General features: G+C 66.3%; 31 protein-coding genes. 18 read left to right on the top strand and 13 right to left on the bottom strand.

The window, feature by feature from the left end; genetic code table 11:
- Window positions 1-2: 2 nt before the first annotated feature.
- The 7 genes from dnaQ (at window position 3) to B215_RS0107855 (ending at window position 4,062) form a co-directional block, all read left to right on the top strand.
- Window positions 3-713: a DNA polymerase III subunit epsilon gene (gene dnaQ, locus B215_RS0107885; RefSeq protein WP_019369100.1), complete on the top strand. Its 711-nt coding sequence runs from the start codon at window positions 3-5 to the stop codon at window positions 711-713.
- A 34-nt stretch (window positions 714-747) separates the two neighbouring features.
- Complete coding sequence (gene hpf, locus B215_RS0107880; protein ID WP_019369099.1) at window positions 748-1,347, top strand: ribosome hibernation-promoting factor, HPF/YfiA family; 600 nt, start codon at window positions 748-750, stop codon at window positions 1,345-1,347.
- 42 nt (window positions 1,348-1,389) lie between these two features.
- Complete coding sequence (locus B215_RS0107875) at window positions 1,390-1,857, top strand: PTS sugar transporter subunit IIA (protein WP_019369098.1); 468 nt, start codon at window positions 1,390-1,392, stop codon at window positions 1,855-1,857.
- Window positions 1,808-2,320: a PaaI family thioesterase gene (locus tag B215_RS0107870; protein WP_236704429.1), complete on the top strand. Its 513-nt coding sequence runs from the start codon at window positions 1,808-1,810 to the stop codon at window positions 2,318-2,320. Before B215_RS0107875 ends, B215_RS0107870 begins: the two co-directional genes overlap by 50 nt.
- On the top strand, window positions 2,317-2,658 hold the full coding sequence (locus tag B215_RS0107865; protein ID WP_019369096.1) for a DUF1491 family protein: 342 nt from the start codon (window positions 2,317-2,319) through the stop codon (window positions 2,656-2,658). The genes B215_RS0107870 and B215_RS0107865 overlap by 4 nt, the downstream gene beginning before the upstream one ends.
- 198 nt (window positions 2,659-2,856) lie before the next feature.
- Window positions 2,857-3,471, top strand: a complete 615-nt coding sequence (locus tag B215_RS0107860; RefSeq protein WP_019369095.1) for a cell wall hydrolase — start codon at window positions 2,857-2,859, stop codon at window positions 3,469-3,471.
- An 84-nt stretch (window positions 3,472-3,555) separates the two neighbouring features.
- Complete coding sequence (locus tag B215_RS0107855; RefSeq protein ID WP_019369094.1) at window positions 3,556-4,062, top strand: MmcB family DNA repair protein; 507 nt, start codon at window positions 3,556-3,558, stop codon at window positions 4,060-4,062.
- Window positions 4,063-4,068: 6 nt separating this feature from the next.
- On the opposite strand, the gene B215_RS0107850 is transcribed toward B215_RS0107855, so the two are convergent.
- Complete coding sequence (locus tag B215_RS0107850) at window positions 4,069-4,686, bottom strand: ankyrin repeat domain-containing protein (RefSeq protein ID WP_019369093.1); 618 nt, start codon at window positions 4,684-4,686, stop codon at window positions 4,069-4,071.
- Between the two features lie 58 nt (window positions 4,687-4,744).
- Between B215_RS0107850 and B215_RS0107845 the strand changes: the two genes are divergently transcribed.
- From B215_RS0107845 to B215_RS0107835, 3 genes are read left to right on the top strand one after another with little or no spacing between them, the layout of a single operon-like run.
- The gene (locus B215_RS0107845; protein ID WP_019369092.1) at window positions 4,745-5,344 is read left to right on the top strand and encodes an SCO family protein; all 600 of its coding nucleotides are present in this window, start codon (window positions 4,745-4,747) and stop codon (window positions 5,342-5,344) included.
- On the top strand, window positions 5,332-5,775 hold the full coding sequence (locus B215_RS0107840) for a YcgN family cysteine cluster protein (protein ID WP_019369091.1): 444 nt from the start codon (window positions 5,332-5,334) through the stop codon (window positions 5,773-5,775). Before B215_RS0107845 ends, B215_RS0107840 begins: the two co-directional genes overlap by 13 nt.
- On the top strand, window positions 5,772-6,449 hold the full coding sequence (locus B215_RS0107835) for a M48 family metallopeptidase (RefSeq protein WP_026009064.1): 678 nt from the start codon (window positions 5,772-5,774) through the stop codon (window positions 6,447-6,449). Before B215_RS0107840 ends, B215_RS0107835 begins: the two co-directional genes overlap by 4 nt.
- Window positions 6,450-6,471: 22 nt before the next feature.
- Here B215_RS0107835 and B215_RS0107830 read toward each other — a convergent pair whose 3' ends face one another.
- From B215_RS0107830 to B215_RS0107820, 3 genes are read right to left on the bottom strand one after another with little or no spacing between them, the layout of a single operon-like run.
- On the bottom strand, window positions 6,472-8,598 hold the full coding sequence (locus B215_RS0107830; RefSeq protein ID WP_019369089.1) for a transglycosylase domain-containing protein: 2,127 nt from the start codon (window positions 8,596-8,598) through the stop codon (window positions 6,472-6,474).
- A 44-nt stretch (window positions 8,599-8,642) separates the two neighbouring features.
- Window positions 8,643-9,056 carry a peptide-methionine (R)-S-oxide reductase MsrB gene (gene msrB, locus B215_RS0107825; RefSeq protein WP_019369088.1) on the bottom strand — a complete coding sequence of 138 codons (414 nt, stop codon included), beginning with the start codon at window positions 9,054-9,056 and terminating at the stop codon, window positions 8,643-8,645.
- A 33-nt stretch (window positions 9,057-9,089) separates the two neighbouring features.
- Window positions 9,090-9,590: a sterol desaturase family protein gene (locus tag B215_RS0107820; protein ID WP_019369087.1), complete on the bottom strand. Its 501-nt coding sequence runs from the start codon at window positions 9,588-9,590 to the stop codon at window positions 9,090-9,092.
- Between the two features lie 216 nt (window positions 9,591-9,806).
- On the opposite strand from B215_RS0107820, the gene sucC reads away from it, so the two are divergent.
- Genes sucC through B215_RS0107795 form a run of 5 tightly spaced genes read left to right on the top strand, consistent with a single transcriptional unit; the run spans window position 9,807 to window position 13,885 of the window.
- Window positions 9,807-11,006 carry an ADP-forming succinate--CoA ligase subunit beta gene (gene sucC, locus B215_RS0107815; protein WP_019369086.1) on the top strand — a complete coding sequence of 400 codons (1,200 nt, stop codon included), beginning with the start codon at window positions 9,807-9,809 and terminating at the stop codon, window positions 11,004-11,006.
- Window positions 11,003-11,476, top strand: coding sequence for a GFA family protein (locus B215_RS0107810; RefSeq protein WP_019369085.1), 474 nt, complete (start codon window positions 11,003-11,005; stop codon window positions 11,474-11,476). Before sucC ends, B215_RS0107810 begins: the two co-directional genes overlap by 4 nt.
- Before the next feature lie 60 nt (window positions 11,477-11,536).
- On the top strand, window positions 11,537-12,286 hold the full coding sequence (locus tag B215_RS0107805; protein ID WP_019369084.1) for an electron transfer flavoprotein subunit beta/FixA family protein: 750 nt from the start codon (window positions 11,537-11,539) through the stop codon (window positions 12,284-12,286).
- Complete coding sequence (locus B215_RS0107800; RefSeq protein ID WP_019369083.1) at window positions 12,286-13,215, top strand: electron transfer flavoprotein subunit alpha/FixB family protein; 930 nt, start codon at window positions 12,286-12,288, stop codon at window positions 13,213-13,215. Before B215_RS0107805 ends, B215_RS0107800 begins: the two co-directional genes overlap by 1 nt.
- Before the next feature lie 7 nt (window positions 13,216-13,222).
- Window positions 13,223-13,885, top strand: coding sequence for a phytanoyl-CoA dioxygenase family protein (locus tag B215_RS0107795; protein WP_019369082.1), 663 nt, complete (start codon window positions 13,223-13,225; stop codon window positions 13,883-13,885).
- Between the two features lie 81 nt (window positions 13,886-13,966).
- On the opposite strand, the gene B215_RS0107790 is transcribed toward B215_RS0107795, so the two are convergent.
- From B215_RS0107790 to B215_RS0107780, 3 genes are all read right to left on the bottom strand, one after another.
- Window positions 13,967-14,497: a fasciclin domain-containing protein gene (locus B215_RS0107790; RefSeq protein WP_019369081.1), complete on the bottom strand. Its 531-nt coding sequence runs from the start codon at window positions 14,495-14,497 to the stop codon at window positions 13,967-13,969.
- A 120-nt stretch (window positions 14,498-14,617) separates the two neighbouring features.
- Window positions 14,618-15,289 (bottom strand): anti-sigma factor, encoded by a 672-nt coding sequence (locus B215_RS0107785; RefSeq protein ID WP_019369080.1) that lies wholly within the window; start codon window positions 15,287-15,289, stop codon window positions 14,618-14,620.
- A complete protein-coding gene (locus B215_RS0107780; RefSeq protein ID WP_019369079.1) occupies window positions 15,282-15,857 on the bottom strand; it encodes a sigma-70 family RNA polymerase sigma factor in 576 nt (191 codons plus the stop codon). Before B215_RS0107780 ends, B215_RS0107785 begins: the two co-directional genes overlap by 8 nt.
- 117 nt (window positions 15,858-15,974) lie before the next feature.
- Here B215_RS0107780 and B215_RS0107775 point away from each other — a divergent pair, with 117 nt between their 5' ends.
- Complete coding sequence (locus tag B215_RS0107775) at window positions 15,975-17,042, top strand: AI-2E family transporter (RefSeq protein WP_236704430.1); 1,068 nt, start codon at window positions 15,975-15,977, stop codon at window positions 17,040-17,042.
- A gap of 141 nt (window positions 17,043-17,183) precedes the next feature.
- On the top strand, window positions 17,184-18,302 hold the full coding sequence (locus tag B215_RS0107770) for an MFS transporter (protein WP_019369077.1): 1,119 nt from the start codon (window positions 17,184-17,186) through the stop codon (window positions 18,300-18,302).
- A gap of 11 nt (window positions 18,303-18,313) precedes the next feature.
- Here B215_RS0107770 and B215_RS0107765 read toward each other — a convergent pair whose 3' ends face one another.
- From B215_RS0107765 to B215_RS0107745, 5 genes are all read right to left on the bottom strand, one after another.
- A complete protein-coding gene (locus tag B215_RS0107765) occupies window positions 18,314-19,909 on the bottom strand; it encodes a lysine--tRNA ligase (protein ID WP_019369076.1) in 1,596 nt (531 codons plus the stop codon).
- 56 nt (window positions 19,910-19,965) lie between these two features.
- Window positions 19,966-21,822: a ferrous iron transporter B gene (gene feoB, locus B215_RS0107760; RefSeq protein ID WP_019369075.1), complete on the bottom strand. Its 1,857-nt coding sequence runs from the start codon at window positions 21,820-21,822 to the stop codon at window positions 19,966-19,968.
- Window positions 21,819-22,058, bottom strand: a complete 240-nt coding sequence (locus B215_RS20850; RefSeq protein ID WP_019369074.1) for a FeoA family protein — start codon at window positions 22,056-22,058, stop codon at window positions 21,819-21,821. Before B215_RS20850 ends, feoB begins: the two co-directional genes overlap by 4 nt.
- A gap of 119 nt (window positions 22,059-22,177) precedes the next feature.
- Window positions 22,178-22,834, bottom strand: coding sequence for a COQ9 family protein (locus B215_RS0107750; protein WP_019369073.1), 657 nt, complete (start codon window positions 22,832-22,834; stop codon window positions 22,178-22,180).
- A gap of 39 nt (window positions 22,835-22,873) precedes the next feature.
- A complete protein-coding gene (locus B215_RS0107745) occupies window positions 22,874-23,779 on the bottom strand; it encodes a DMT family transporter (RefSeq protein ID WP_019369072.1) in 906 nt (301 codons plus the stop codon).
- Between the two features lie 55 nt (window positions 23,780-23,834).
- Between B215_RS0107745 and B215_RS0107740 the strand changes: the two genes are divergently transcribed.
- Window positions 23,835-24,950 (top strand): alkene reductase, encoded by a 1,116-nt coding sequence (locus B215_RS0107740; RefSeq protein WP_019369071.1) that lies wholly within the window; start codon window positions 23,835-23,837, stop codon window positions 24,948-24,950.
- Here B215_RS0107740 and B215_RS21800 read toward each other — a convergent pair.
- A complete protein-coding gene (locus B215_RS21800; RefSeq protein WP_237718458.1) occupies window positions 24,938-25,438 on the bottom strand; it encodes a hypothetical protein in 501 nt (166 codons plus the stop codon). The two genes, B215_RS0107740 and B215_RS21800, sit on opposite strands and share 13 nt — an antisense overlap.

Genomic DNA, 25,438 nt, shown 5'->3' with positions numbered 1-25,438 from the left:
CCATGCGGGAAATCGTGTTTGACACCGAAACGACGGGACTCAGCTTCTCAGGCGGAGATCGCCTCGTCGAAATCGGCTGTGTCGAGCTGGTCAACCGGGTTGCCACCGGCAACCATTTCCACGCCTATATCAATCCGCAGCGGCCGATGCCGGTGGAGGCGTTCAACGTCCACGGCCTGTCCGAACGATTCCTCTCCGACAAGCCGGTGTTCGAGGATGTCGTCGAGGATCTGCTCGACTTCATCGGCGATTCGCCGATGGTCGCGCACAATGCGGGCTTCGATTTCAGCTTCCTCAACGGCGAGCTCGGCCGCTGCAGCCGGCCGCTTGTCGACCTGAGCCGCATGGTCGATACGCTGGTGCTCGCCCGCACCCGCCATCCCGGCGCCAAGCATACGCTCGATGCGCTGTGCAGCCGCTACGGCATCGATCTGAGCGCGCGTACGCTGCACGGCGCGCTGCTCGACGCGCAGCTGCTGGCGCAGGTCTATGTCGAGCTGACCGGCGGCCGCCAGATTACGCTGGGCCTGGCCGAGGAGGTGCCGGTGATGCCGGAAACCGTCGCAGAGGCGCCGACTCGGGTGCACGTCCGGCCGGCGCGGCGGTTCACCGCGAGTGCGATGGAACTTGAACGGCACGCAGCGTTTCTGAAGTCCCTGGACGAGCCGCTATGGGGTGTTCCCACAATCGACGCGGTTCCGGCGCAGCCCTAGGTCGCTCGTCCCTAATTGCGAAGTGGAGGTACATATGGATATCCGGATCTCGGGGCATCAGGTCGATACGGGCGCAGCGCTCAAGACGCAGGTGACGGATCGGGTCCAGGGTATCGCCGACAAGTATTTCTCCCGCGCCATTTCGTCGCAGATCACCTTCGGCAAGGGGCCGCATGACAACGGATTCACCTGTGACATCGTGATGCACGTGACGCAGGGGCTGGTGCTGAAGGCGACCAACAGCGGCATGGAAGCGCATGGCGCGTTTGATGGTGCAGCGGACCGGATCGACAAGCAATTGCGCCGCTATGTTCGCCGTCTGAAGGATCGCCGGCCGAACGAGGTGATCGCACTGGCTGAGGGCGGCGCGTACGACAATGGCTTCGACAATGCCGGCTACACGCTGTTCCAGGAACCGCACGCCGAGGAAGAGGTGGCCGATGCGCCCCTGGTGATCGCCGAGACGCGCGTCGACGTGCCGGATGCGACCGTATCGGACGCGGTGATGATGCTCGATCTGCGTCACACCAACGCGCTTCTGTTCCGCAACAGCGGCACCGGGGCTTATAATATGGTGTATCGCCGCGGTGACGGTACAATCGGCTGGGTTGAGCCCAACCGCGCACCGGCGTAAGGCGCCGGCTTGCCCGCGGGCAGCCGCTTCTTTGGAACGACAATGACTGATCTGAGCGATTTGCTCGTGCCGGAGGCGGTGCTCGCCGGCGTAACGGCGGGTAACAAGAAGGCGCTGTTCCAGCAGCTTGGCGCCACTGCGGCGATGGCGCATGGCGTCGACCCGCGGCTGGTGGCCGAGCGGCTGGCCGAACGCGAGCGGCTCGGCTCCACCGGCTTTGGCGCTGGCATCGCCATCCCCCATGCGCGGCTGGACGATCTGCCGCGTGTGTGCGGGGTGTTCGCGCGACTGGCACAGCCGGTCGATTTCGGGGCGGTCGACGATCTGCCGGTGGACCTGGTGTTTATGCTGCTTTCCCCCAGCAATGCCGGGAGCGAGCATCTGAAGGCCCTGGCATCGGTATCGCGCCGGCTGCGTGAGCGCCCGTTCGCCGAGAAGCTGCGCGGCGCCGGGTCGCCCGATGCGCTCTTCGCGCTGCTCACCGGGGTCGAGGCGCGTGACGCCGCTTGAGGCGGGGGCCGTGGCCCCCACCGGTGCGGAAGCGCATTACCGCGCGCTGGAATCGCTCTACGCCGCGGCACCCATCAATCAGCTTTTCCCGTCCGTCCTCGAGATCCCCGAAGCCGGTGTGGCGCGCATCCGGTTCGAGGTGGACGCGCGCTTCTTCCATGCCGCGGGAGCCGCGCATGGTACCAGCTATTTCAAGATGCTCGACGATGCCGCCTTCTATGCGGCGAACAGCCTGGTCACCGATCGGTTTCTGCTGACGACGGCATTCAACCTGCTGCTCACCAGGCCGCTGCCCGAAGGCCCGGTGATTGCCGAGGGGCGATGGGTGAGCGGTCAGCGGCGCGTGTTCGTGGCGGAGGCGCGGCTGATCGACGCGCGCGGCGAGGAAGCGGCGCGCGGCACTGGCACCTTCATGCGCTCCCGAATCCCGCTCGCCACCCTGCCCGGCTACCGCACCGCATGATGCCGCGCCTGACCAGCGCGACGCTGGTGAGCGCGCTGATACGCCGCGCCGATGCCGAAGGCGGGTCCGCGATGGTGCTGGCGAAGGGCGATGCGACCTCCGGCGCGATACTGCTCCTACTGCTCGAGCGCGGTACGCGCCCACGCTTCGTTGAACGCGGGATCGGGCCGGCGGGCTTGCCTGCGCTGCTGCCCTCGGGTCCCGGCGACCTAGCCGGAGAGGCAGAGGCGAGCGCTTACTGGCGAAGGCGGCGCGAGCGCGATCCTGATTTGTGGGTCGTCGAACTGGATATCGCAGGCGCCGAACGGTTCGCCGCTGAAACGATGAACCTTTCTTGACACTCCAGCGCCATCCCGCGAAAGGGTTCGACAACGTCAAATCGCGTTGTGCCGTTCGGGGTGTGAAGTCGATCGGTTACGCAGTCGGGGGGTAAGCCCGGCGGTCTCGTCTCCGTTGGAGCAATGGCTGTCCGCGCGCCAACCGCACATTACTGTAAAAAAATGAAGCTCTTGCCACGGGCTGCAACCTTTGCAGCTGTGACTTTTTGCGCTGGCGCACTGGCAAATGCCGCCACGCTCAACCTGAACCCGGCCGTGCCGCAGGACCTCCAGGGTCGCGCGATGGTACAACCGATCCCGGTTCAGAATCAGAACGCCTCCCCGTCCGTGCAGGTTCCCGCAGGCGATGCCGCGGTCGAGCAGCAGGCGGAGGCCACCGCCGATCCCAAGCCTGAATATGCCAGCCTGTCCGAAGCAGTGGATTCGCAGGAAGAAGCGGTCGCGCTCGAAGACGATCGCGAACTGCGCTGCCTGGCAACCGGCGTCTATTACGAAGCTCGCAGCGAGCCTCTCTCCGGCCAGCTCGCAGTCGCCGATGTGATCCTTAACCGCAGCACGTCGGGGCGCTTCCCTGGCTCGGTCTGCTCGGTAATCACCCAGCGTGGCCAGTTTTCCTTCGTTCGCGGTGGCAAGCTGCCCAAGGCGCCCGACAATGCCCAGTGGCGTCGTGCGATGGCCGTGGCGCAGGTTGCCCGTAAGAATCTGTGGGAGAGCCCGGCGGGCGACGCGCTGTATTTCCATGCGCGTTATGTCAGCCCTAATTTCGGCCGCGCGACCGTCGCGACCGTTGGGAACCACGTCTTCTATCGCTGACCCGCTACGGGTGGAGACAGCAGAAAAGCCGCCGAAGCGATTCGGCGGCTTTTCTATGTTCGCTTCTTGTTCTAAATTGCGACGATGTCCGCTGCCCTGCCCGCGCTCGTTCCCGCTGCCGATCTGACGACGGAAGCCGCACCACTGGTGGCTGCTGATGTCGTGCGCGGAGTTTGCCGCATGTTGCTGCGGCACGATTGCGTGGCGATCGCGGAAGTGCCGCTGGACGGCGGCAGGCGCGTCGATCTGATGGCGCTGGATTCGCGAGGCAATGTGGTGATCGTTGAGATCAAGGTGTCGCGGGCCGATCTGCTGGGCGACGGCAAATGGCACGAATATCTTGGCCATTGCGATCGATTCTTCTGGGCGGTGCCCAGCGGATTCGATCTCCGCCCTTTGGAACAACCCCATTTCCTGCCAGAACGCACCGGCCTGATCGTCGCCGATCGCTACGACGCTGCAGTGGCGCGCGAAGCGGCTACGGTGCCGTTGGCGGCGGCGATGCGGCGGAAGGCGACGCTTGCCTTCGCCCGGCGGGCCGGACGAAGGCTGTTGGGTATGCTTGATCCCGACGTTGCTGACGGGTTCTGAGAAGCGTCAGAGCTTCGGCCCCGCCGCGGTTGCAGCCCGCCCTACTTTCGGTGCATCCGCCAGCATTTTGGCGATGCTGGGATAGCGGGTTTCCCGCTTGGCATATTCACGGGCCGAAAGACCGCCGCCGAAATCGCTGCGATCGGGATCGGCGCCGGCATCCAGCAGCTTGCGGACTACTTCGCCGTCATGGGCAAGCACCGCCCGGATCAGCGGTGTCACCCCGGCATTGTTGGCGAGATTGACGTTGGCCTTCTTGGCCAGCAGCGCTTCGACGCCGGCCACCCAGCCGCGTTCGGCGGCGAAGATCAGCGGCGTGTTACCCTCGCGATCCTGGATGTTCACGTTCACGCCGGGCTGGTTGATCAGCACGCTGAGATAGGTGGGATCGCTGCGCTTCACGACGATGTGCAGCGCGGCCTCGCCCGTGCCGTACGGATCCTTCACGTTGACCATCGAGGTCGCCTTGTCGCGCAGGAACTCGTTGACCTTGGAGCCATCCTGCTTACGGATCGCGTCGAGGAACTGGATGCTTTCGCGAGGTTGGCCGGCGCCCTGGGCGAGTGCCGGAAGCGGCAGGAGCAGAAGAGCCGCCGCGGCGGCCTGAGCAAGGCGAACGTTCATTGCGTGATCAAAACCCTTGGTTACTGGCGGCGCTTGCCGGAACGGACCCTAACAGAAGATGGCGGGTGACACCATGAACAGCGTGTTTCAGAAGCTGCAACCTTTGGCGGCCGCGTTGGCGCTTGCGGCATGCGGCGCCGACAATACCGGCGAACCCCCGCTGGCGGGGGCGCGGATCGGCGGGCCGTTCACCCTCACCGATCAGAACGGCAAGCGCGTGCAGGATGCGGACTTTGCGGGCAAATATCGCATCGTCTACTTCGGCTACACCTATTGCCCGGACGTATGCCCCACGGATCTGGCGAAGATCGGTGCGGCCTTCCGCGCGCTGGAGAAGCAGGCGCCCCGCACGGCGGCGAAGATCGTGCCGCTGTTCATTTCGGTTGATCCCGAACGCGATACGCCTGCGCAGCTGAAGCAATATGTCGGTAATTTTCACCCGCGCCTCATCGGCCTGACCGGCACCCCGCAACAAGTCGCGCAGGTGGCGAAGGCCTACGCCATCGCCTATATGAAACAGCCTACGCCGTCCGGCTATCTGATGGGGCACAGCGAAGTCGCCTATCTGATGGGGCCCGATGGCAAGCCGATCACCAGCCTGCCGCTGGAAAAGGATCCCCCGGCGATCGTCGCCGAACTTGAGCATTGGGTGCGGTGACCGTTAAATTCTGGGAAGATTTGCCGCTGGAGGCGCTGGACCGCGCGCAATGGGAGGCATTGTGCGACGGCTGCGGAAAATGCTGCCTGCACAAGCTGGAGGACGAGGAGACGGGCGAATTGTTCGCTACGAACGTCGCCTGCCGGCTCCTCGACCGGAAGATGGGCCGGTGCAAGGATTACAAGCACCGCCGTGCCTATGTGCCCGAGTGCGTGCGGCTGACGACCCGCAACGTAGGCGACATCGAATGGCTGCCCACCACCTGCGCCTATCGGCTGCGGGCCAATGGCGAGAAGCTGCCGGACTGGCATTATCTCGTTTCCGGAGATCCGGAGGCGGTGCACCGGGCGGGTGAGTCGACGCGCGGCTGGACGATTTCCGAGGACGATGCGGGCGATCTCGAACATCACATGACCGATCGGCGGCTGTGACACCCGATGTCGAAGTCATCCGTCATCCCCGTGCGCGGCGGATGCGGCTCGCCATCGATCCGCGGGACGGCAAAATACGGCTGACGATACCGCCGCGAGCGTCGCTGGCCAAGGCGATGCAGTGGGTGCGCGAGCAGCAGGGCTGGATTGCAGCCCAGCGCGAGACGCTACCGGAGTGCCGGCCGTTCGTGCCCGGTGCGCGCATTCCGTTTGGCGACGGCGACCTTACCATCGTTTGGCCTGTGACAGGCGTTCGTGGCGTGCGGCAAGCGGGCGGGCAGTTGCTGTGCGGTGGAACCGCGGAGGGACTGGCACGCCGTGTCGAGCGCTGGCTGCGCGCGGAGGCGCTACGAACGCTGAGCGAGGAAACCGCTCAATATGCCGCGTTGGCGGGCGTTCGCGTGACCAAGGTGGCGATCGGCGACGCGCGGAGCCGCTGGGGCAGCTGCGCCTCTACCGGCGTGATCCGCTATAGCTGGCGACTGATCCTGGCGCCCAGCGCGGTGCGGCGAGCGACGGTGGCGCATGAAGTCGCACATCGCGTCCACATGAATCACGGCCCCGATTTCCATGCTCTGGTCGAGCAGTTGTACGGTGCCGATCCGACGCCGCATCGCCACTGGCTTCGCCGATACGGTGCAGGGCTGCACTGGATAGGCCGCGCGCAGACCTGACGCCTACGCGCCGCAGGCTGCTTCAATCGCCGTCGTTGGGCCGCTGGCGATCCTGCTGGACGGGCTGGCGCTGCTGGCCCGGCGCACGGCCGGTCATCCGCGCAATCCAGTCGCGGTCGAGCTTGTCCCCCTGCTGCTGGACCGGAGCCGGGCGGCCTCCCGGTTGTGTCGAGACAGGCCCGTCGACGGCGCCGTCCTCCTGCGGTTCCACCGGTACCTGCGGCGGCGGCGTGAGCGGATTGCCGTTCTCGTCCAGCATCATGCCGTTGTCGGGGGCACCATAGGCGTCCTCGTCGGGCTCAAGCATATTGTCCGGCGGCGTAAGCTCGGTCTCGAACTGCTCCACCGGGCGCTTGGCCACAGCCTGGACCATGAAGTCGTGGAAGGCACGCGCTGGTGCGCGGCCGCCCTGCAGGCCCGGCACCACCTTGGCATCGTCCCTGCCCATCCAAACGCCGGTGGTGAGCCCGCTGGAGAAGCCGATGAACCAGCCATCCTTGTTAGAGCTGGTCGTACCGGTCTTGCCGGCGACCGGGCGACCGATCTGCGCGGCGCGGCCGGTGCCGGTGGCGACGGCGGTCTGCATCAGATCGATCATCTGCGCCGCGACGTAACTGGCCACCAGCACATGGCTGGTATCCACCTCGTGCTGATAGATCACCTGGCCGTTGGCGGTCACCCGCGTGATGCCATAAGGCGTCACAGCGACGCCGTTGTTGCCCACCGAAGCGAACGCGCGCGTCATGTCGATCAGGCGCACGTTGGAAGTCCCGAGCACCATCGCCGGCTGCGTGTTGATCGGGGTGGTAATGCCGAACCGGCGCGCCATGTCCGCCACGGTGGTGAAGCCGACTTCCTGCCCAAGCTTGGCGGCGATCGTATTCACCGAATAGGCGAAGGCGGTGCGGATCGTGATCGGGCCGCTGTTGCGGCGAGAATCGTTGCGGGGTGTCCATCCGTCGATCGTGACCGGCTCGTCGACCACCACATCATCCGGCTTGTGCCCGGATTCCAGCGCGGCGAGATAGACGAACAGCTTGAACGAGGATCCCGGCTGACGCTGCGCCTGGGTGGCGCGGTTGTAGATCGAGGAGACATAGTCCTTCCCCCCCACCATCGCCCGCACCGCACCGTCTCGATCGATCGAGACCAGCGCACCCTGCGCGCCATCGGGCGCATTGGCGCGGATCGCTTCGTCGGCGCTGCGCTGCATGTTTAGATCGAGCGTCGTCCACACGTCGAGCGGCGCTTCGGTCTCGTCGATCAGCGTCTCCAGCTGTGGCAGCGCCCAGTCGGTGAAGTAGCGCACGCTGTTCTGCTTGGGTTCTGGCGCCAGTTGGACGCTGTGCGGATCGGTCGCATTGGCCTCCGCGGTGCTGATCTTGCCCGCATCGGCCATCACCTTCAGCACCACGGTCGCGCGATCCACCGCGGCTTCGGCATCGGCGGTGGGGGAGTAATGCGAGGGCGCTTTCACTAGGCCGGCGATGATCGCAGATTCGCCGAGCGACAGGTTGGTCGCAGGATGGCCGAAGAACTTCCGGCTCGCCGCGTCGATGCCATAGGCGCCGCCACCGAAATACACTTTGTTCAGGTACAGCTCGAGGATCTGCTGCTTGCTGAACTTGCGTTCCAACGCGAGCGCCAGGATCGCCTCGCGAATCTTGCGGGTAACGCTGTACTTGGTCGACAGGAAAATCGTACGCGCGACCTGCTGCGTGATCGTCGAGGCGCCTTGCAGACGGCGGCCTTCGTCGTGCAGCCGCTTGGCGACCCAGAACATGCGCGCAACGCCCACCGGATCGACGCCCCAGTGCGACTCGAACCGACGATCCTCGACGGCAATGATCGCATCCTTCATCTGCTGCGGGATCTGGTCGTACGGAATCCATTCGCCATAGCTCGGCCCGAGCGAAACGAGCACGGTGCCATCCACCGCATGCACGCGGATCATCTGGCCGTTCGGCGAAGACTTCATCTCGTCGAAGCTGGGCAGCGTCGACTTGGCGGAATAGACCGTGACCGCCAACGCGATGAACGCGAGCAATGCCACGCCCAGGCCGCCGATGAACGACCAGAGGAAGAACTTCTTCCAGAAGGAGCCCCGGCGCCACCAAGGCGCACCTGCGGTTTTCGATTTTGCGGCCATGTACGGCGTCGCCGATTACAGGGTGCGGGGCATTCTCACAAGGATCAGGCTGCCGACGCGCCCGCGGCGCGCGGTCGGAAGTCGAGACTTACCGAGTTCATGCAATAGCGCAGCCCGGTTGGTGGAGGTCCGTCGGGGAAAACATGGCCCAGATGGCCGTCGCAGCGGGCACAGCGCACCTCTACCCGGCGCATGCCGTGGCTCACATCGGCGTGTTCGGAGACATGCTCCGCCGCTGCGGGCTGGGTGAAGCTGGGCCACCCCGAGCCTGAATCATATTTATCGATGCTGTCGAACAGTTCGAGCTGGCAGCCGGCGCAGCGATAGACGCCGTCGGCCTTGTTGTCGTTGTAACGACCGGAAAAAGCGCGTTCCGTGCCAGCCTCGCGCAGCACGCTATATTGCTGCGGGGTCAAGCGCTTGCGCCATTCGGATTCGGGGAGGTTGAGGTGCTCCATAAGCCCAGGATGTGGGTCTCCCGGGCCTCTCCGTCAATCCGGGATCGTGCTGGATTGCGTCAGCGCCCCGCTGCTGCGCAGCTGCGCCTTCAGCACCTCCGGACGCGGGGCATAGAGGAAGCCGAAGCTCACCGTGCCCTTGCGCGTGTGCACCGCGTGATGCAGCCGATGTGCCTGGACGATGCGCTTCATGTAGCTCGATCGCGGAATGTAGCGATGGCGGACGCGCTTGTGGACGATCAGGTCGTGAAAGCCGAAATAGATCATGCCGTAGGCGGCGATGCCCGCGCCGATCCATGCCCAGCCGGTCCACCAGCCGAGATGCGCGCCGCCCAGTAGCAGCACGAACGATGGCACCGCAAAGATCGCGGCGTACAGGTCGTTCCATTCCCAATTGCCCGTGCGCGGCCGGTGATGGCTGGCATGCAGGAACCAGCCCGGCCCATGCATGATCCAGCGGTGTGCGGCATAGGCGAACAGCTCCATGCCGAGCACGGTGACGACGAACAGCGCGATTCCAGTTGGGAGGGACATGCAGCCTATCTAGGCGATCCTGGCGGCGCTTGCCATTGACTTTGCCCAAAGGGGAAATTCGTGTGTGTTCGGCGGGCGAACAGTACGCGCACAGGATCGACTTTCTGAAGCTAATTTGCAATAGCAATAACACCTAAAAGGGTGGATTCTGCGCGCGCGCTGTGCTTTAGGCGGGCGCGATCCCTCCCCGTTCCCTTGAAAAGGCGGACTGCTCTCATGAACATCCACGAATATCAGGCCAAGGAACTGCTCGCGAAGTTCGGCGTGCCCGTGCCGGCCGGCTTTGCCGCGATGAGCGTCGAGGAGGCCGTCGAAGCCTCGAAGAAGCTGCCTGGGCCGCTCTATGTCGTGAAGGCGCAGATCCATGCCGGCGGCCGCGGCAAGGGCAAGTTCAAGGAACTGCCGGCCGAAGCCAAGGGCGGCGTCCGCCTCGCCAAGACCGAGGACGAAGTCCGCCACGCCTCGACCGAGATGCTCGGCAACACGCTGGTGACGATCCAGACCGGCGCCGCCGGCAAGCAGGTCAACCGCCTGTACGTCACCGACGGCGTCGACATCGCCAAGGAATTCTACCTCGCGCTGCTGGTCGATCGCGCCACCGGCCGAGTCGCGTTCGTCGTTTCGACCGAAGGCGGCATGGACATCGAAACCGTCGCGCATGACACCCCGGAGAAGATCCACACCTTCGACGTCGATCCCGCGACCGGCTTCATGCCGCACCACGGCCGCGCCGTCGCCAAGGCACTCGGCCTCGAGGGCGATCTCGCCAAGCAGGCGCAGAGCCTCGCCGGCAAGGTATACAACGCCTTTCTCGGCACCGATGCCTCGCAGATCGAGATAAACCCGCTCGCCGTCACCGAAGACAACAAGCTGATGGTGCTCGACGCCAAGGTCGGCTTCGATTCGAACGCAATGTACCGTCACAAGGACCTGATGGAACTGCGCGACGAGACCGAAGAGGATCCGATGGAGCTCGAGGCGTCGAAGTACGACCTCGCCTATATCAAGCTCGACGGCGATATCGGCTGCATGGTCAACGGAGCCGGCCTGGCGATGGCCACGATGGACATCATCAAGCTCAACGGCATGTTCCCGGCCAACTTCCTCGACGTCGGCGGCGGCGCGAACAAGGAAAAGGTCACCGCGGCGTTCAAGATCATCCTGAGCGATCCGGCGGTGAAGGGCATCCTGGTCAACATCTTCGGCGGCATCATGCGCTGCGACATCATCGCAGAGGGCATCGTTGCAGCTGCCAAGGAAGTGAACCTCTCGGTGCCGCTGGTCGTCCGCCTCGAGGGCACCAACGTACAGCAGGGCAAGGACATCCTGGCCAATTCCGGCCTGCCGATCGTCGCCGCCAACGATCTGGGCGACGCTGCCCAGAAGATCGTGGCGGAGGTCAAGAACGCGGCGTGAGCGACGCGGCCGCCTCGACTGTGAAGACGGTCGAAGGCGGCTGCCGCTGCGGCCGCGTGCGGTTCCGGGTGACGGGCGATTCGCTCGTCACCATGGCCTGCCACTGCACCGGGTGCCAGCGCATGACTGCCAGCGCCTATTCGCTGAGCGGCCTCTACCCGGCGGAAAGCTTCGCCGTGATTGGAGGCGAACCGGTGCTTGGCGGCCTGCACGGCGCCACCCGGCATTTCCACTGCGACCATTGCAAAAGCTGGCTGTTCACCCGGCCCGAGGGCCTCGACGCCGTCGTCAACATCCGTACTACGATGCTCGACGCGCGAATGTCCGCCCCGCCCTTCCTTGAGACTTGGACCGAGGATGCGCTGCCCTGGGCCGCGACTGGCGCTTCGTACAGCTATCCAAAATTTCCGCCCCCGGAATCCTTCGGCACGCTGATGCAGGCGTACGCCGAATCGCTTGCGAGCGGTTGACGTTCGCGTAAACGTAACCCAATTGTCAGGGGGAGAGCCCCGGCAGACAGGAAGGATGCGATGAAGGTCCTGGTACCGGTCAAGCGTGTGCTTGACTATAACGTGAAGCCCCGCGTGAAAGCGGACGGGACGGGCGTCGATCTGGCGAACGTCAAGATGAGCATGAACCCCTTTGACGAGATCGCGATCGAGGAAGCGGTGCGGCTGAAGGAGAAGGGCGCGGCGACCGAGATCGTCGTCGTCACGATCGGCGTCGCCAAGGCGGAGACCGATGTGCTGCTCACCGCGCGCGCCATGGGTGCCGATCGCGGCATCCTGATCCAGACCGACGACGAGATCGAGCCGCTGGCGGTCGCCAAGCTGCTTGCCAAGGTCGCCGACGAGGAGCAGCCTGGGCTGATCATCCTCGGCAAGCAGGCGATCGACGACGATTCGAATCAGACCGGCCAGATGCTCGCCGCGCTGCTCGGCTGGGCGCAGGGCACCTTCGCCTCGAAGGTCGAGATCGCGGGTGACCGCGTGCACGTGACGCGCGAGATCGACGGCGGCCTCGAGACCGTCGACCTCAAGCTCCCGGCGATCGTCACCACCGATCTCCGCCTCAACGAGCCGCGCTACGCGACGCTGCCGAACATCATGAAGGCGAAGACCAAGCCGGTCGCGAAGAAGACCGTCGCCGACTATGGCGTCGACGTCACCCCGCGCCTCAAGACGCTCAAGGTCGTCGAGCCGGCCAAGCGCCAGGCGGGCATCAAGGTGGGTTCGGTCGACGAACTGGTCGAGAAGCTCAAGGGCATGGGAGTCGCGTGATGAAGACGCTGGTTTGGGTCGAACACGACAATCAGAGCGTCAAGGACGCGACGCTCTCCACCGTCACCGCGGCCGCCAAGCTGGGTGACGTGCACCTGCTCGTCGCCGGCAAGGGCGTCTCGGCCGTGGCAGAGGCAGCGGCGCAGATCGCCGGCGTGGGCAAGGTCCATGTCGCCGACGATGCGGCGTACGAGCATTTCCTCGCCGAGAATGTCGCGCCGCTGGTCGTCCAGCTGATGGATGCCCATGACGCGGTGCTCTTCCCGGCGACCACCACGGGCAAGAACGTGGCGCCGCGTGTCGCCGCCGCGCTCGACGTGATGCAGCTGTCGGACATCCTCTCGGTCGAGGGTCCGGACACCTTCACCCGGCCGATCTATGCCGGCAACGCGATCGCCACCGTGCAGACCAGCGACAAGAAGCTGGTGATTACCGTGCGCGGCACCGCCTTCGACAAGGCGGCGGCGACGGGCGGCAGCGGCACGGTGGAAGCCGTGGCGGCGGCGGGCGACACGGGTCTCTCGACCTTTGCCGGCTCGGAAATCGCCGCGTCGGAGCGTCCGGAGCTGACCAGCGCCAAGATCATCGTCTCGGGCGGTCGCGCGCTGGGCTCGTCGGAACAGTTCCACGCGCTGATCGATCCGCTGGCGGACAAGCTGGGTGCTGCGGTTGGCGCGAGTCGCGCGGCGGTGGACGCAGGCTATGCGCCCAACGACTATCAAGTCGGCCAGACCGGCAAGATCGTGGCACCCATGGTCTATGTCGCGGTCGGCATCTCGGGTGCGATCCAGCACCTCGCCGGCATGAAGGATTCGAAGACGATTGTCGCGATCAACAAGGACGAGGACGCCCCCATCTTCCAGGTGGCGGACATCGGCCTCGTCGGCGACCTGTTCACGCTGGTACCGGAGCTGACCGAGAAGCTCTGATCCAGGCGTGACGCTCGATTTCGAACGCGATGGGGCGGCGCACCTTGCCGGTGCGGCCGCCCCGTTTCTTTCCGCCCTCTATGCCTTGGCCGGCACGCTGCCGCCCGACCGCGCGGGCCTGCGGTTGCACGGCGCATCCGGGTTGGCGGCACTGCTGGAGAGCGACGCGCTCGGTGCGGCTGCCGCGGCACGGCTGGGTCCCACCGCTCGTCCCGTTCGCGCGATCCTCTTCGACAAGAGCGCCGCGACCAACTGGGCGCTCGGCTGGCACCAGGACCGCACAATCGCAGTGCGCGAGCGGGTGGAGGTCACCGGCTATGGTCCCTGGTCCATCAAGCAGGGGCTCCTCCATGTCGAGCCGCCTTTCGCGCTGATCGAAACCATGGTGACGCTGCGCATCCATCTCGATGCAGTTCCCGCAGACAATGCACCGCTGCTGATCGCCCCCGGTTCGCACCGGCTGGGGCGCGTGCCGGAAGCAGCGGTCGTCGCAGCCGTCGGCCGCTGTGGAACTGCGACGTGCCTCGCAGAGGCCGGCGACATCTGGATGTATAGCACCCCGATCCTCCACGCCTCTGCGGCAAGCAGCGTCGCGCGGCATCGCCGGGTGCTGCAGGTGGACTATGCGATGGAAGCGCTGCCCGGCGGCCTGGAATGGCTTGGAATCTGATCGAGAAGGCCCGCCGGCGAGGAGGTCGCCGGCGGGCCAGGCCTCGCCATAGGGGGGGACAGCGCGAGGCCCTCGGCAGCGTCAGGGCATCAAGACGCTGTCGATCACGTGAATTACGCCATTCGACTGATTCACGTCTGCCATGGTGATCTTGGCTTTGCCGCCCTTGGCATCCTCGATCCACCAGCCGCCATCGGGACCTTTCATGACCGTGATCGGCTCTCCCTGTACGGTGGTGAGCATGGCCTTGCCGCCATGGGCCTGGGCATTGGCAGCGATGTCCGCGGCGCTCATCTTGCCGGCGACGACGTGATAGGTGAGAATTTTGGTCAGCGTGGCTTTGTTCTCCGGCTTCACCAGCGTGTCCACCGTGCCGGCGGGCAGCTTGCCGAATGCCGCATTGGTGGGCGCGAAGACGGTGAACGGGCCGGGCCCGGAGAGCGTATCCACCAGGCCGGCGGCCTTGACTGCCGCGACGAGCGTCGTGTGATCCTTCGAGTTGACGGCATTTTCGACGATGTTCTTGGTCGGGTACATCGCGGCGCCCCCTACGATCGGTGCATTCTGAACGGCAGCGACGGCGCCGGTGGCGAGCAGGGCGAAACCGATCATCCCCGTTAGCGAGGCGAGACTGGACTTGCGCGTCATCTTCTAGCTTCCTCTTTCTACACACCCCTCTGGCGGAGGTGCACGGAAGCTACGGCGCGCATTGCGCCCCGGATGCAGCGGTTTCTAAAAAATTAGTATCTTTCCTGCCGCGACCGGCGGACCGCTGGGTCCGGCATGCGGCGCGCTGGCGGGTTCTTCCATCGTGATGGCAAGCGTCGCTCCTTCGGCGAGCAGCGCGCGATGGGCTGGCGCCACCGCAACGTCGCGCCCCCCGCGGTTCGCCACCAGTCCCAGCGATACCGGTTTGCCGCCAGCCGGGATAACCCAAAGCTCGGGCGCCAGCCTGGTGGCGGGCATCGCTTCGGTGCGGACGTGGAGCATGCCCTGCGCGCCGTCATAACGCGCCTGGAAAATGGCACCTTCGCTGCCGGTGATCTGCGCGACCACCGCTGGTTCCGGCGGCAGCAGGAGGATTACCAGCAGCGCCGCCGCTGCCGCGCTCGCGGCAACCGCCAGTGCGCGCCAGCGCCGGACGGCGAGGACAAGGCGGCGATCGTCCGCCCCCGGCAACCGCGCCGCGATCCGATCCCAAAGCCCGGGTGCGGGCCCCGCTTCGGCAACTTCCTGCGCCATCGGTGCGAAGTCCAGTGCCCAGCGCTCCACCGAGGCGGCAAAGGCAGGATCGGCAAGCTGCCGCCGGCGGGCAGCGGCGAGCTCGGCGCCGTCCAGCAGGCCCAGCGCGAGTTCGGCCGCGAGCACCACGTCTTCCTCTTCCGGCAGCAGCGGATCAGCCATCGCCGAGACATCCCCTGAGCTGGAGCAGCCCACGTCGGATCCAGCTTTTCATCGTTCCCAGCGGCACGGCCGCGGCCTGGGCCAGTTCGGGATAGGTGCGCCCGTTGAAAAAGGCGGCGCGGATCGCGCCTCGCTGCTTTTCCTCCAGCGCCTCGATGCAGGAAAAGATGCGCGCCTGCATCTCCACTGCTTGCAGCCGTGCTTCGGCCGAGTCGGCGCCGTCCGGCACGTCCATCGCTGCATCGATCGGCGCGGCCTCGCCTAAGCCGCGCGTTCGCCGCCAATCGACGGCGCTGTTGCGCGCGATCACGCACAGCCAGGTGATCGGGCTGGCGCGCGCCGCATCGAAGCGCCCGGCCCGATTCCAGATCTTCAGGAACACTTCCTGCATCACGTCCTCCGCCGCCTCGCGGTCCTGGCAGATACGCAGGCAGACGCCCATCAGCTTCGCCGCCGTCAGATCATAGACGGTTTTGAGCGCCGCGCGGTCGCCCTGCGCGACATCGGCCAGCGCCTGGACGAGCAGGGCGCGCGCACCCTCGCCGGCAGAAGGAGTGGGGGAAGCCACGAGCCAACGGTGTAACGACTAATCCGGCGCGGGCAAGCGCGGTTCGGCGCGGCGCTGGACGAAGCGCCCGTCGACCCGCTACGTCGTCACAGCGGGACGCAAGGGCAGGAGCAAGGGGTGCCGGCAAACTGGGTTCGATCGATGGCGCTGCCGCTGGTGGTGGTGGTTCTGGCGCTGCTGTGCTTTCGCGTTTTCCTGCCGTTCCTTGACGAGATCCTGTGGAGCATCGTCGGCACGATCCTGTTCCTGCCGGTCAAGCGCTGGTACCTCGCGCGGAACCCCGGCCAGGAAAATCGCGCCGCGCTCGTCGCCCTGGCCGCCATGTCGCTCACGCTGCTGTTGCCTATGGGCTTGCTGCTGGCAGTGGCAATCGATCAGGTCGCCGCGCTCTATCAGGGTCTTGCTTCCGGTAGGTTCAATCCGGCCTCGGCTTTGGAAAGCGCGGTCGCGCACCTTCCGGACAGCGTGCGCGGCTTGCTCGCCCGGGCCGGCCTGGGCGATTTCGAGGCGATCCAGTCGCGCGTGGTCGCGGGGCTGGGCCGCGGCATGCCCGCCTTCGCCAACCAGGCGCTGGCGTTCGGTGGCGGCGTGCTGAACGTTCTGCTGTCGCTGATCGTGATCCTCTATCTGGGCTTTTTCTTCCTGCGCGACGGCGAGAAGCTGGTGCGGCGAATGGCTGCACTGGCGCCGATCGATGCCGGCTATCAGGCAGTGATCGACGCCACGTTCGTCACCGTTGTGCGGGCCACCGTCAAGGGCGGCATCTTCGTGGCGCTTGCTCAAGGCGCGGTCGGCGGAGCGGTGCTGGCGCTGCTCGGGATCGAGAGTTGGCTGCTGCTGGGGTTGGTGATGGCGGTCGCGGCGTTGCTGCCGGCGGTAGGAACCGGGTTGGTCTGGCTGCCGGTCGCGCTGTACCTGCTGGCGACGGGCCAGGTGATCCAGGCGGTGATCCTGGTGTTGTGCGGGCTGTTCGTGATCGGCATGGTCGACAATATCCTGCGACCGATCCTGATCGGATCAGAAACCAAGATGCCCGATTTCATCGTGCTGCTTTCCACGCTCGGCGGCGTGGAAGCGTTCGGCTTCGACGGCTTGCTCGTCGGCCCGCTGGTCGCGGCGCTGGCGCAGGCGGTGTTCACTCGACTGCTCGATCGCCCCGAGGCAGCGGCGCCGCCCGCGCCTTGACGATGGTTGCAGGTGCTGCACGGACGGTTGCAGCGAAGGGGCGTTGACGCTGCACTGCAGCAAACCCATTTGCCCGGCGTGCACGCCCCCCTGTCCCACCCCGCTACCCGCTCGCCGGGTCTCGTCCACTTCGCCCTGGCCATGGGCGGATTCGCGATCGGCACCACCGAATTCGCGACGATGAGCTTGCTGCCCTATTTTTCCGCCGGCCTCGGCATCGACGAACCGACTGCCGGTCACGTGATCAGCGCCTATGCGCTCGGAGTAGTGGTCGGGGCGCCGCTGCTGTCGGTGGCGGCAGCGAAATGGTCGCGCCGGACGCTGCTGATCGGGCTGATGGCGAGCTTTGCGCTGTTCAACGCGATGAGCGCACTGGCGCCCAGCTATCCCTGGATGCTGCTGTTCCGGTTCCTGAGCGGGCTGCCGCACGGCGCCTATTTCGGCATCGCCGCGCTCGTTGCGGCGTCGCTCGTCCGCTACGACCAGCGTTCGCAGGCGGTGGGGCGCGTGATGCTGGGCCTGGCGATCTCCACCGTGCTGGGCGTGCCCGCGGCCAACTGGCTGGGCCAGGCGGTGGGCTGGCGCTGGGGGTTTGCGGTGGTTGCGGCGCTGGCGCTGCTCACCGTCGCGCTGGTCGTCTGGCTGGCGCCCAAGGACCGGCCGGAGCCGGGAGCGAGCCCCTTGCGGGAACTCGGCGCCCTGGCCAACGGGCAGGTGTGGCTGACGCTGGGGGTGAGCGCGATCGGCTTTGGGGGATTGTTCTGCGTCTACACCTATGTCGCCTCGACGCTGATGCACGTCACCGGCACGCCCGCTTGGGCGGTGCCGCTGGTGCTGGCTATTTTCGGGTCGGGCATGATCGCCGGCAACCTGGTGGTACCGCGTTTCGCCGATCGCGCACTGATGCCGACAGGCGCCGCGCTGCTGCTCGGCAGCGCGGCCGCGCTCGCGCTCTATCCACTCGCGGCGCAGTCGCTGGTGTGGATTTCGGTCGATGTGTTCGCGATCGGCTTCGCCGGTGCGCTCGGGCCCGTGCTGCAGACCCGGCTGATGGACGTGGCAGGCGAGGCGCAGGCGCTGGCAGCGGCGCTCAACCATTCGGCGTTCAACACCGCCAATGCGCTGGGCCCTTGGCTGGGCGGCCTGGCGATCGCCGCCGGCTATGGCTGGACGTCGACGGGCTGGGTCGGCGCGCTGCTGGCACTGGGCGGCTTGGCGATCCTGGGCGTGGCGGTGCTCGCCGGCCGCAAGCGCGCCTGACCGCAAACGGGTCAGGCGGCGCGTGCCAGCGCCTCGGCGATCAGCTTCCGGCTGTTTTCGATCCCGTAGAGCGCAATGAAGCTGCCCATGCGGGGCCCCTGCTCGGATCCGAGCAGCGTCTCGTACAGCGCCTTGAACCAGTCGCGTAGATTCTCGAAGCCTGCGGTCTTGCCGATCTCGTACACTTGGTCCTGAATAGCCTCGGCAGGCGCATCTGCCGGCAGCGCGGCTAGTTGGGCGTCGAGGCGCTGCAGCGCCTCGACCTCCACGCTCGCCGGTGCGCGCTTCTTCAGCGTCGGCGCGACGAAATCGCGGGCATAGGCAAGCGCATAGCCGATCAGCCGATCGAGCGCCGGATAGGTTTCCGGGTTCGCATCGGGCACATAGTTGGTCAGATAGCCCCAGACCTGCTCCTTGGTCGCCTCGCCCATCACGCCGACCAGGTTGAGCAGCAGCCCGAAGGTGACCGGCAGCGTCTCCGCCGGCGGCTCGCCATTGTGGATGTGGTGGACCGGGTTGCCCAGCTTCTGCTCGATCGGCTGGCCGGCATAGTTGCTGCGGAACTGCCAATACTCGTCGATCGCGCGCGGGATCACGCCCAGGTGCAGCTGCTTGGCCTTTTTGGGCTCGCGATAGGCGTAGAAGGCGATGCTCTCCTCGGGGCCATAGGTCAGCCACTGCTCGAGGCTGAGGCCGTTGCCCTTGGACTTGGAGATCTTCTCGCCCTTTTCGTCGAGGAACATCTCGTAGTTGAAGCCCTCGGGCGGGCGGCCGCCGAGCACGCGCGCGATCTTGCCGGACTGGGTGACCGAGTCGATCAGGTCCTTGCCCGCCATCTCGTAATCGACGTCGAGGGCGACCCAGCGCATCGCCCAGTCGACCTTCCACTGGAGCTTGGCCTTGCCGCCGAGAACCGACTGGACGATCCGCTCGCCCTCGTCCTCGAAGGCGATCAGCCCGGCCTCGGCATCGACGACCTCGACCGGCACCTGCAGCACGATGCCCGACTTGGGGCTGATCGGCAGCACCGGCGAATAGGTCGCCTGGCGCTCGGCGCGAAGCGTCGGCAGCATCACGTCCATGATGCCCTGATAATGGCGAAGCACCTTGCGCAGCGCGTCGTCGAAGCGGCCGCCGGTGTAATAGTCGGTGGACGAGGCGAATTCGTACTCGAAGCCGAACTGGTCGAGGAATTCGCGCAGACGCGCGTTGTTGTGGTGCGCGAAGCTCTCATACTTCCCGAACGGATCGGGCACCTGGGTGAGCGGCTTGCCGAGATGTTCGCGCAGCATTTCCTGGTTCGGCACATTGTCCGGCACCTTGCGCAGGCCGTCCATGTCGTCGCTGAACGCGATCAGGCGGGTGGGGACATCGCACAGGCTCTCGAAGGCGCGACGGACCATGGTGGTGCGCAGCACTTCGTTGAACGTGCCGATATGCGGCAGCCCCGAGGGACCGTAACCGGTCTCGAACAGCACATGGCCTTTCTCCGGCGCGCCACCCTCTGCGATCTGCGGGTAGCGTTTGAGCAGCTTGCGCGCCTCTTCATAGGGCCAAGCCTTGGAGACGAGCGCAGCAGCGCGGAGTTCGGGGGATACGGTGCTCATAGTCCCCCGCCTCTGCCGTTTTCGAGCCGGGGATGCAATTGCTAGAGGCCCAGCCGTTAAAAGCCCAGCCCGATCGCGCTCCAATAGGTGATCCCCGCCGCGACATAGGCCAGCGCGAACAGATAGCCGATCATGAAGGCTGGCCATTTCCAGCCGTTGGTCTCTCGCCGCGTCACCGCGATGGTCGAGATGCATTGCGGCGCGAACACGAACCACATCAGGAAGGCGAGCGCGCTTGGCAGGCTCCAATGCCGCTGGAGCTGCTCGCGGATCGAAGCCTCCCCTGTCGCGTCATCGGCATTGTCGATGGCATAGACGGTGCCGATGGCCGCCACGGCAACCTCCCGCGCCGCCATGGCCGGGATCAGCGCCAGCGCCATGTCGCGGTTGAAGCCGATCGGCGCAACGATGGTCTGCAGGCCGTTGCCGATCCGCCCTGCGATCGAATAGTCGACTTTGGAAACCGTGCTGCCCTCAGGCGGCTTGGGGAAGCTCAGCAGCGCCCAGAGTACCACGGTGGTGTAGAGGATGATCGTGCCTGCGCGTTTGAGGAAGATCAGCGCGCGCTGCCACAGGCCCAGCAGCACGTCGCGCAGGCGCGGCCACTGATATTTGGGCATTTCCATCATGAAGCCGGAGGTGGCGCCCTTGGTCACCGTGCGACGCAGCACCATCGCCGCGCAGAAGGCGCCGACAATGCCGAGGACGTACAGGCAGAATAGCACCAGCCCCTGCAATCCGATGCCGGGCAGCACGGCGCGATCGGGAATCAGCGCGCCGATGATGATGGTGTAGACCGGCAGCCGCGCCGAACAGGTCATCAGCGGCGCTATCAGGATCGTTGTCAGGCGATCCTTCTCGTCGGAAATGGTGCGCGTCGCCATGATGCCCGGCACTGCGCAGGCGAAGCTGGAGAGGAGCGGGATGAAAGCGCGGCCCGAGAGCCCGACGCTCGCCATCACCCGGTCCATCAGAAAGGCGGCGCGAACCATGTAGCCGGTCGCCTCCAGCACCAGAATGAAGGCGAACAGGATCAGGATCTGCGGCAGGAACACCACCACCGCGCCCACGCCGGCGATCACGCCGTCGACGATCAGCGAACGCAGCACGCCATCGGGCAGCGCGGTGCCCACTTCGGCACCCAGCCATGCCATGCCGGCTTCGATCCAGCCGATCGGCGCCTCTGACCAGGCGAACACCGCCTGGAACATCAGGAACATCGTGGCCAGCAGGATCACCGGCCCGGCGACCGGATGGAGGAACAGTGCATCAAGCCGGTGCGTCCACCGGCGCGCGGCGGTTTCGGACACGGTGACGGTGGTGGCAATTTGTCGTGCGCGGCGCTGAAGCAGAACGATGTCGTGCTCGACACCCACGGACGGGCGAATCTTGTTCACCCCCCGCACCATCTCGGCCATGCGCTCCTTGAGCGCGTCGAGCCCGCGGCGACGCACCGCCACGGTGGCGACCACCGGCACGCCCAGCTCGCGCTCGAGCGCTTCCGGGTTGAGTTTCAGGCCGTCGCGCTCCGCTAGATCGATCATGTTGAGCACGACCACGATCGGCAGCCCCAGCGCGATCAGTTGAAGCGTGAAACGCAAGTGATTGTCGAGGTTAGATGCGTCGACCACGGTCAGGATGGCATCGGGCAGCCGTTCGCCCTGCTGGCGGCCGAGCAGCACGTCGCGCGTCACCTGCTCGTCGGGGCTGGAGGGATCGAGGCTGTACGCGCCGGGCAGGTCGATCAGCTCGATCGGCCGGCCATCCGGCAGGGCCATGCGGCCCGAGTGGCGCTCGACGGTCACGCCGGGATAATTGCCCACTTTCTGCCGCGCGCCGGTCAGTGCGTTGAACAGGGCGCTCTTGCCGGCATTGGGATTGCCGACCAGCGCCACCAGCGGCGTGGCGTTCATGCCGCGCCGGTCCGGGGTGTGACATGGATAGCGGCGGCGACGTGACGGCGCAGTGCCACCGTCATGCGGCCGATTCGGCACGCCAGCGGGCCGCCGAACAGGCCAGACCGGCGCAGCAGCTCCACCTCCACGCCTTCATCCAACCCAAGTTCGCGCAGACGGCGCGCTTCGGGTTCGGCGAGTCGGTCCCAATCCACGCCGGCGACGGTGCCGAGGGCATTGGGGCGCAATTGCATGAGGCGTACGGGCCCTGAAACCGCGGCGGAAGCGTCCATGCTGCGAGCGATTATCAATTACTCGACCGCATGGCTAGTGCCTGCGCACCGTGTCGCCCGGGAGAACGCAGGCATCTCGGTCAAATTGCCGGGTAGCGTAGGCGGCCAATGAACCGCGAAAGGCTGGGCCGGTTGCCGGTGCGTGCCACGAATCCAGCCTTGGCCTTTTCGAAGCGCATGATCCCTTCGATCCGGCGGCCTAGAAAGGCGCGGGTGTCCGCCCATTCCTCGCTTTCGTCCTGCACGAACACCGCGATGGTGGCGGCATAGACGCTGCCGAGCGTCATCCGCTTGGTATAGTGGTTATAGTCGGTAGCGGTGTCCCCGGCTGCGCGCCACATCGCATCCGCCGCGCGCCAACCGAGCTTGCTGGCGCGGGTCAGGTTCTGTGGCATGGCGAGGATCGCCAGCGCGCGGCGCAGCGCATCGCGATAGGGAGCGAGCAGCGCCAGCCGGGCCTCAACCAGCGCGGTGATGCGCGCGCGAATCTTCATGCCCGCCAGCGTCTCGGGCGAAAGTTCGTCCAGCATCGCGCGGTCGATATGCGCGAACCATGCGTCGATCATCGCCAGCGGGCCGCCCGAGAAAGCAAGTCGCGCCACGTCGCGATCGACGCCCATCGCATCGGCGGTGGCATCGAGCGCCCGCGTGTTCCAGCCATCGAAGGCGGCGTTGGCGGCAAGCGACGGCGCGAGCGCCGCGCGCAGTTCATCGAGGGTGGCGTCGGCGAGATCCATGGCCTTGATTTAGGCGCGAAGCCGCGCCCCGGCAACCGGCTACCCCTTGGACCGTACCGCCCCTTGCCGCACCAGCACCAGCGCCGCCGCGACCAGCGCCGCGCCGAACAGGTCGGCGGCAGCGAGCTTCTCGTCGAAAATGATCCAGCCCAGCGCCGCGCCCACTGCCGGCTGCACCAGCAGCGCGATGCCGATCACCAGCGGCGAAAGATGGCCGAGCGCGTAGATCATGCAGCCTTGGCCGATCAGCTGGCTGACGATGGCGAGCGCGAGCAAGGGCCACCAGAGGTGCGGCACGATCTGCTCGCCCATTGCCAGCGCGATCACCAGCAGCGGCGGGATGGTGGCGAGTGACGACAGCGCCAACGCCGGCACGGGCCCCAGCGAGGTGCGCACCCGCGCCATCAGCGCGAAATAGACGGCATAGAACACGCCGGCGAGCAGGCAGAACAGGTCGCCTGCCAGATGCCGCGAGGAAAGCTCGGCCGAGCGCCCGAGCAGCAACGCGCCGCCGATTGCCGCGAGCAGCAGCGCCGCGCCCTGCATCTTGCTCGGCCAGGCGCGCGCGATCACGAAACCGTAGATCGGGAAGATCAGCGATGCCGAATTGCCGAAGAGCGTCGAGTTGGCGAGCGTGGTGCGAACGATGCCGATATGCCAGCTGGCTAGATCGAGCGCGAAGATCACGCCGGCGATGGAAAGGATCCACCAGCGTCCACGTCCGGCGGCGATCGGCTTCTCCCCCATCGCGGTCGCCGCCGCGAACAGGATCGGCGTGGCGATGATCAGCCGCCAGAACGCCGCCGACACCGGCCCCACATCCGCCATTCGCACGAACAACGGGCCGGTGGCGAGCGCGGCATTGGCGATCAGCGCCGCAATCAGCGCCGTCGCAACATGGCTTCGTGCCGGGGTAGTTTTTGTTGTCGATGCGTTGCGATGCATGGCGCCCTGTAGCGCCCTATCTCGCTCAAGTCACAAGCTGCATAAGGGAATTTCAATGCCCAGCCTGTTCGATCCGATTCAAGTCGGCGCGATCCATGCCGCCAATCGCGTATGGATGTCGCCGCTCACTCGCGGCCGTGCGACGCGCGGCCATGTCCCGACGCCGATCATGGCCGACTATTACCGCCAGCGCGCCAGTGCCGGGCTCATCATCACCGAGGCGACCGGGATCAGCCAGCAGGGGCTCGGCTGGGCCTATGCGCCCGGCATCTGGAGCGACGAGCAGGTCGAGGCGTGGAAGCCGATCACCGCCGCGGTCCATGAAGCCGGCGGCAAGATCGTCTCGCAGCTCTGGCACATGGGCCGGCTGGTGCATTCGGACTTTCTCGGCGGCGAGCCGCCGGTCTCCGCCTCGGCGACTACCGCGCCCGGTGAAGTGCGCACCTATCCGGCGGAGGATTCCGGCGAGATCAAGCGGCCCTACACCCAGGCGCGTCCGCTGCGTACCGACGAGATCCCCGGCATTCTCGCCGATTATGAACGCGCGGCCCAGAACGCGATCCGCGCCGGCTTTGACGGAGTGCAGATCCACGCCGCCAATGGCTATTTGATCGACCAGTTTCTGCGCGACAATTCCAACTTCCGCGAGGACGAATATGGCGGGTCGGTCGAAAACCGCATCCGCCTGCTCCGCGAAGTGAGCCAGCGCGTGGTCGACACGGTTGGCGCCGATCGCACCGGCGTGCGCCTCTCGCCCAATGGCGAGGTGCAGGGCGTCAACGACAGCAACCCGGTGCCGCTGTTCGAAGCCGCCGCGGCGGCGCTCGACGAAATCGGCGTTGCGTTCCTCGAGATGCGCGAGCCGCGCCCGGGCGGCAGCCGGGGCGAGCCCGACCAGCCGCCGATCCATCCGGTGATGCGGAAGGTGTATCGCGGCGTGCTGGCGCTCAACTCGGACTATGATGCGGCCAGCGCCCAGGCGGCGCTCGATGCGGGCGAGGCCGATGCGATCGCGTTCGGCCGCACCTTCCTCGCCAATCCGGATCTGCCGCGCCGCCTTCGCGAGGGCCTGCCGCTCAATCCGCAGCGCGAGGAACTGTTCTACGTCGGCGGGGCCGAGGGCTATACCGACTACCCGACCGCCGACGAGCTCGCGCTTCAGTCGGCCTGATCGAAGCCATCGATCCAGCGGGTGCTGGCCGCGCGGAAATGCGCACGCATTTTTGGTGGGGCCAGCACCATGCCGATCAGGAAGGGAAACCACGGCCAGAACAGGAAGCTGCCCGTCACCAGCAGCGCGATGAGGATGGCACCGCCGAAGCGCAGCGCCGCCAGCCGCGAATGCGCGGTATAGTTGAGCTTGATCGTGCGCGGCGCCTTGGCGTCGAACCAGCTGCGGGTGACGAAACTATCGGGTGTGGTTCTCGGCCGTTGGATCCCGAACCGCCAGCCTTGCGCACCCCTTCCGCTTGCGGGAGGGGCGGGGGGAGGATCTCCCCCGACACGCCGTCGGCCGGTACGGCCACCCCCTCCCCCGACCTCTCCCGCAAGCGGAAGGGGAGATTTGCTTTGGGACACTTCGCGCCCGGTGGTGCGGTCCACCACGACCAACCGCCGCCCCCGCTCTTCTACTCGGTAGCGGGAGGGCGGCATGTCCAT

Origin of the sequence: Sphingomonas sp. ATCC 31555 (assembly GCF_000282895.1) — a bacterium.
Lineage (GTDB): Bacteria > Pseudomonadota > Alphaproteobacteria > Sphingomonadales > Sphingomonadaceae > Sphingomonas.
The sequence above is the reverse complement of the archived record's forward strand: the minus strand, read 5'-3'. Positions and strand labels throughout refer to the sequence as shown.

Bases quoted from the DNA above. Each gene is read 5' to 3' on its own strand.
- dnaQ (WP_019369100.1), top strand. From the start codon at position 3: ATGCGGGAAATCGTGTTTGACACCGAAACGACGGGACTCAGCTTCTCA.
- hpf (WP_019369099.1), top strand. From the start codon at position 748: ATGGATATCCGGATCTCGGGGCATCAGGTCGATACGGGCGCAGCGCTC.
- B215_RS0107875 (WP_019369098.1), top strand. From the start codon at position 1,390: ATGACTGATCTGAGCGATTTGCTCGTGCCGGAGGCGGTGCTCGCCGGC.
- B215_RS0107870 (WP_236704429.1), top strand. From the start codon at position 1,808: ATGCGCTCTTCGCGCTGCTCACCGGGGTCGAGGCGCGTGACGCCGCTT.
- B215_RS0107865 (WP_019369096.1), top strand. From the start codon at position 2,317: ATGATGCCGCGCCTGACCAGCGCGACGCTGGTGAGCGCGCTGATACGC.
- B215_RS0107855 (WP_019369094.1), top strand. From the start codon at position 3,556: ATGTCCGCTGCCCTGCCCGCGCTCGTTCCCGCTGCCGATCTGACGACG.
- B215_RS0107850 (WP_019369093.1), bottom strand. From the start codon at position 4,686: ATGAACGTTCGCCTTGCTCAGGCCGCCGCGGCGGCTCTTCTGCTCCTG.
- B215_RS0107845 (WP_019369092.1), top strand. From the start codon at position 4,745: ATGGCGGGTGACACCATGAACAGCGTGTTTCAGAAGCTGCAACCTTTG.
- B215_RS0107830 (WP_019369089.1), bottom strand. From the start codon at position 8,598: ATGGCCGCAAAATCGAAAACCGCAGGTGCGCCTTGGTGGCGCCGGGGC.
- msrB (WP_019369088.1), bottom strand. From the start codon at position 9,056: ATGGAGCACCTCAACCTCCCCGAATCCGAATGGCGCAAGCGCTTGACC.
- B215_RS0107820 (WP_019369087.1), bottom strand. From the start codon at position 9,590: ATGTCCCTCCCAACTGGAATCGCGCTGTTCGTCGTCACCGTGCTCGGC.
- sucC (WP_019369086.1), top strand. From the start codon at position 9,807: ATGAACATCCACGAATATCAGGCCAAGGAACTGCTCGCGAAGTTCGGC.
- B215_RS0107805 (WP_019369084.1), top strand. From the start codon at position 11,537: ATGAAGGTCCTGGTACCGGTCAAGCGTGTGCTTGACTATAACGTGAAG.
- B215_RS0107800 (WP_019369083.1), top strand. From the start codon at position 12,286: ATGAAGACGCTGGTTTGGGTCGAACACGACAATCAGAGCGTCAAGGAC.
- B215_RS0107790 (WP_019369081.1), bottom strand. From the start codon at position 14,497: ATGATCGGTTTCGCCCTGCTCGCCACCGGCGCCGTCGCTGCCGTTCAG.
- B215_RS0107785 (WP_019369080.1), bottom strand. From the start codon at position 15,289: ATGGCTGATCCGCTGCTGCCGGAAGAGGAAGACGTGGTGCTCGCGGCC.
- B215_RS0107770 (WP_019369077.1), top strand. From the start codon at position 17,184: ATGGGCGGATTCGCGATCGGCACCACCGAATTCGCGACGATGAGCTTG.
- B215_RS0107765 (WP_019369076.1), bottom strand. From the start codon at position 19,909: ATGAGCACCGTATCCCCCGAACTCCGCGCTGCTGCGCTCGTCTCCAAG.
- feoB (WP_019369075.1), bottom strand. From the start codon at position 21,822: ATGAACGCCACGCCGCTGGTGGCGCTGGTCGGCAATCCCAATGCCGGC.
- B215_RS20850 (WP_019369074.1), bottom strand. From the start codon at position 22,058: ATGCAATTGCGCCCCAATGCCCTCGGCACCGTCGCCGGCGTGGATTGG.
- B215_RS0107750 (WP_019369073.1), bottom strand. From the start codon at position 22,834: ATGGATCTCGCCGACGCCACCCTCGATGAACTGCGCGCGGCGCTCGCG.
- B215_RS0107745 (WP_019369072.1), bottom strand. From the start codon at position 23,779: ATGCATCGCAACGCATCGACAACAAAAACTACCCCGGCACGAAGCCAT.
- B215_RS0107740 (WP_019369071.1), top strand. From the start codon at position 23,835: ATGCCCAGCCTGTTCGATCCGATTCAAGTCGGCGCGATCCATGCCGCC.
- B215_RS21800 (WP_237718458.1), bottom strand. From the start codon at position 25,438: ATGGACATGCCGCCCTCCCGCTACCGAGTAGAAGAGCGGGGGCGGCGG.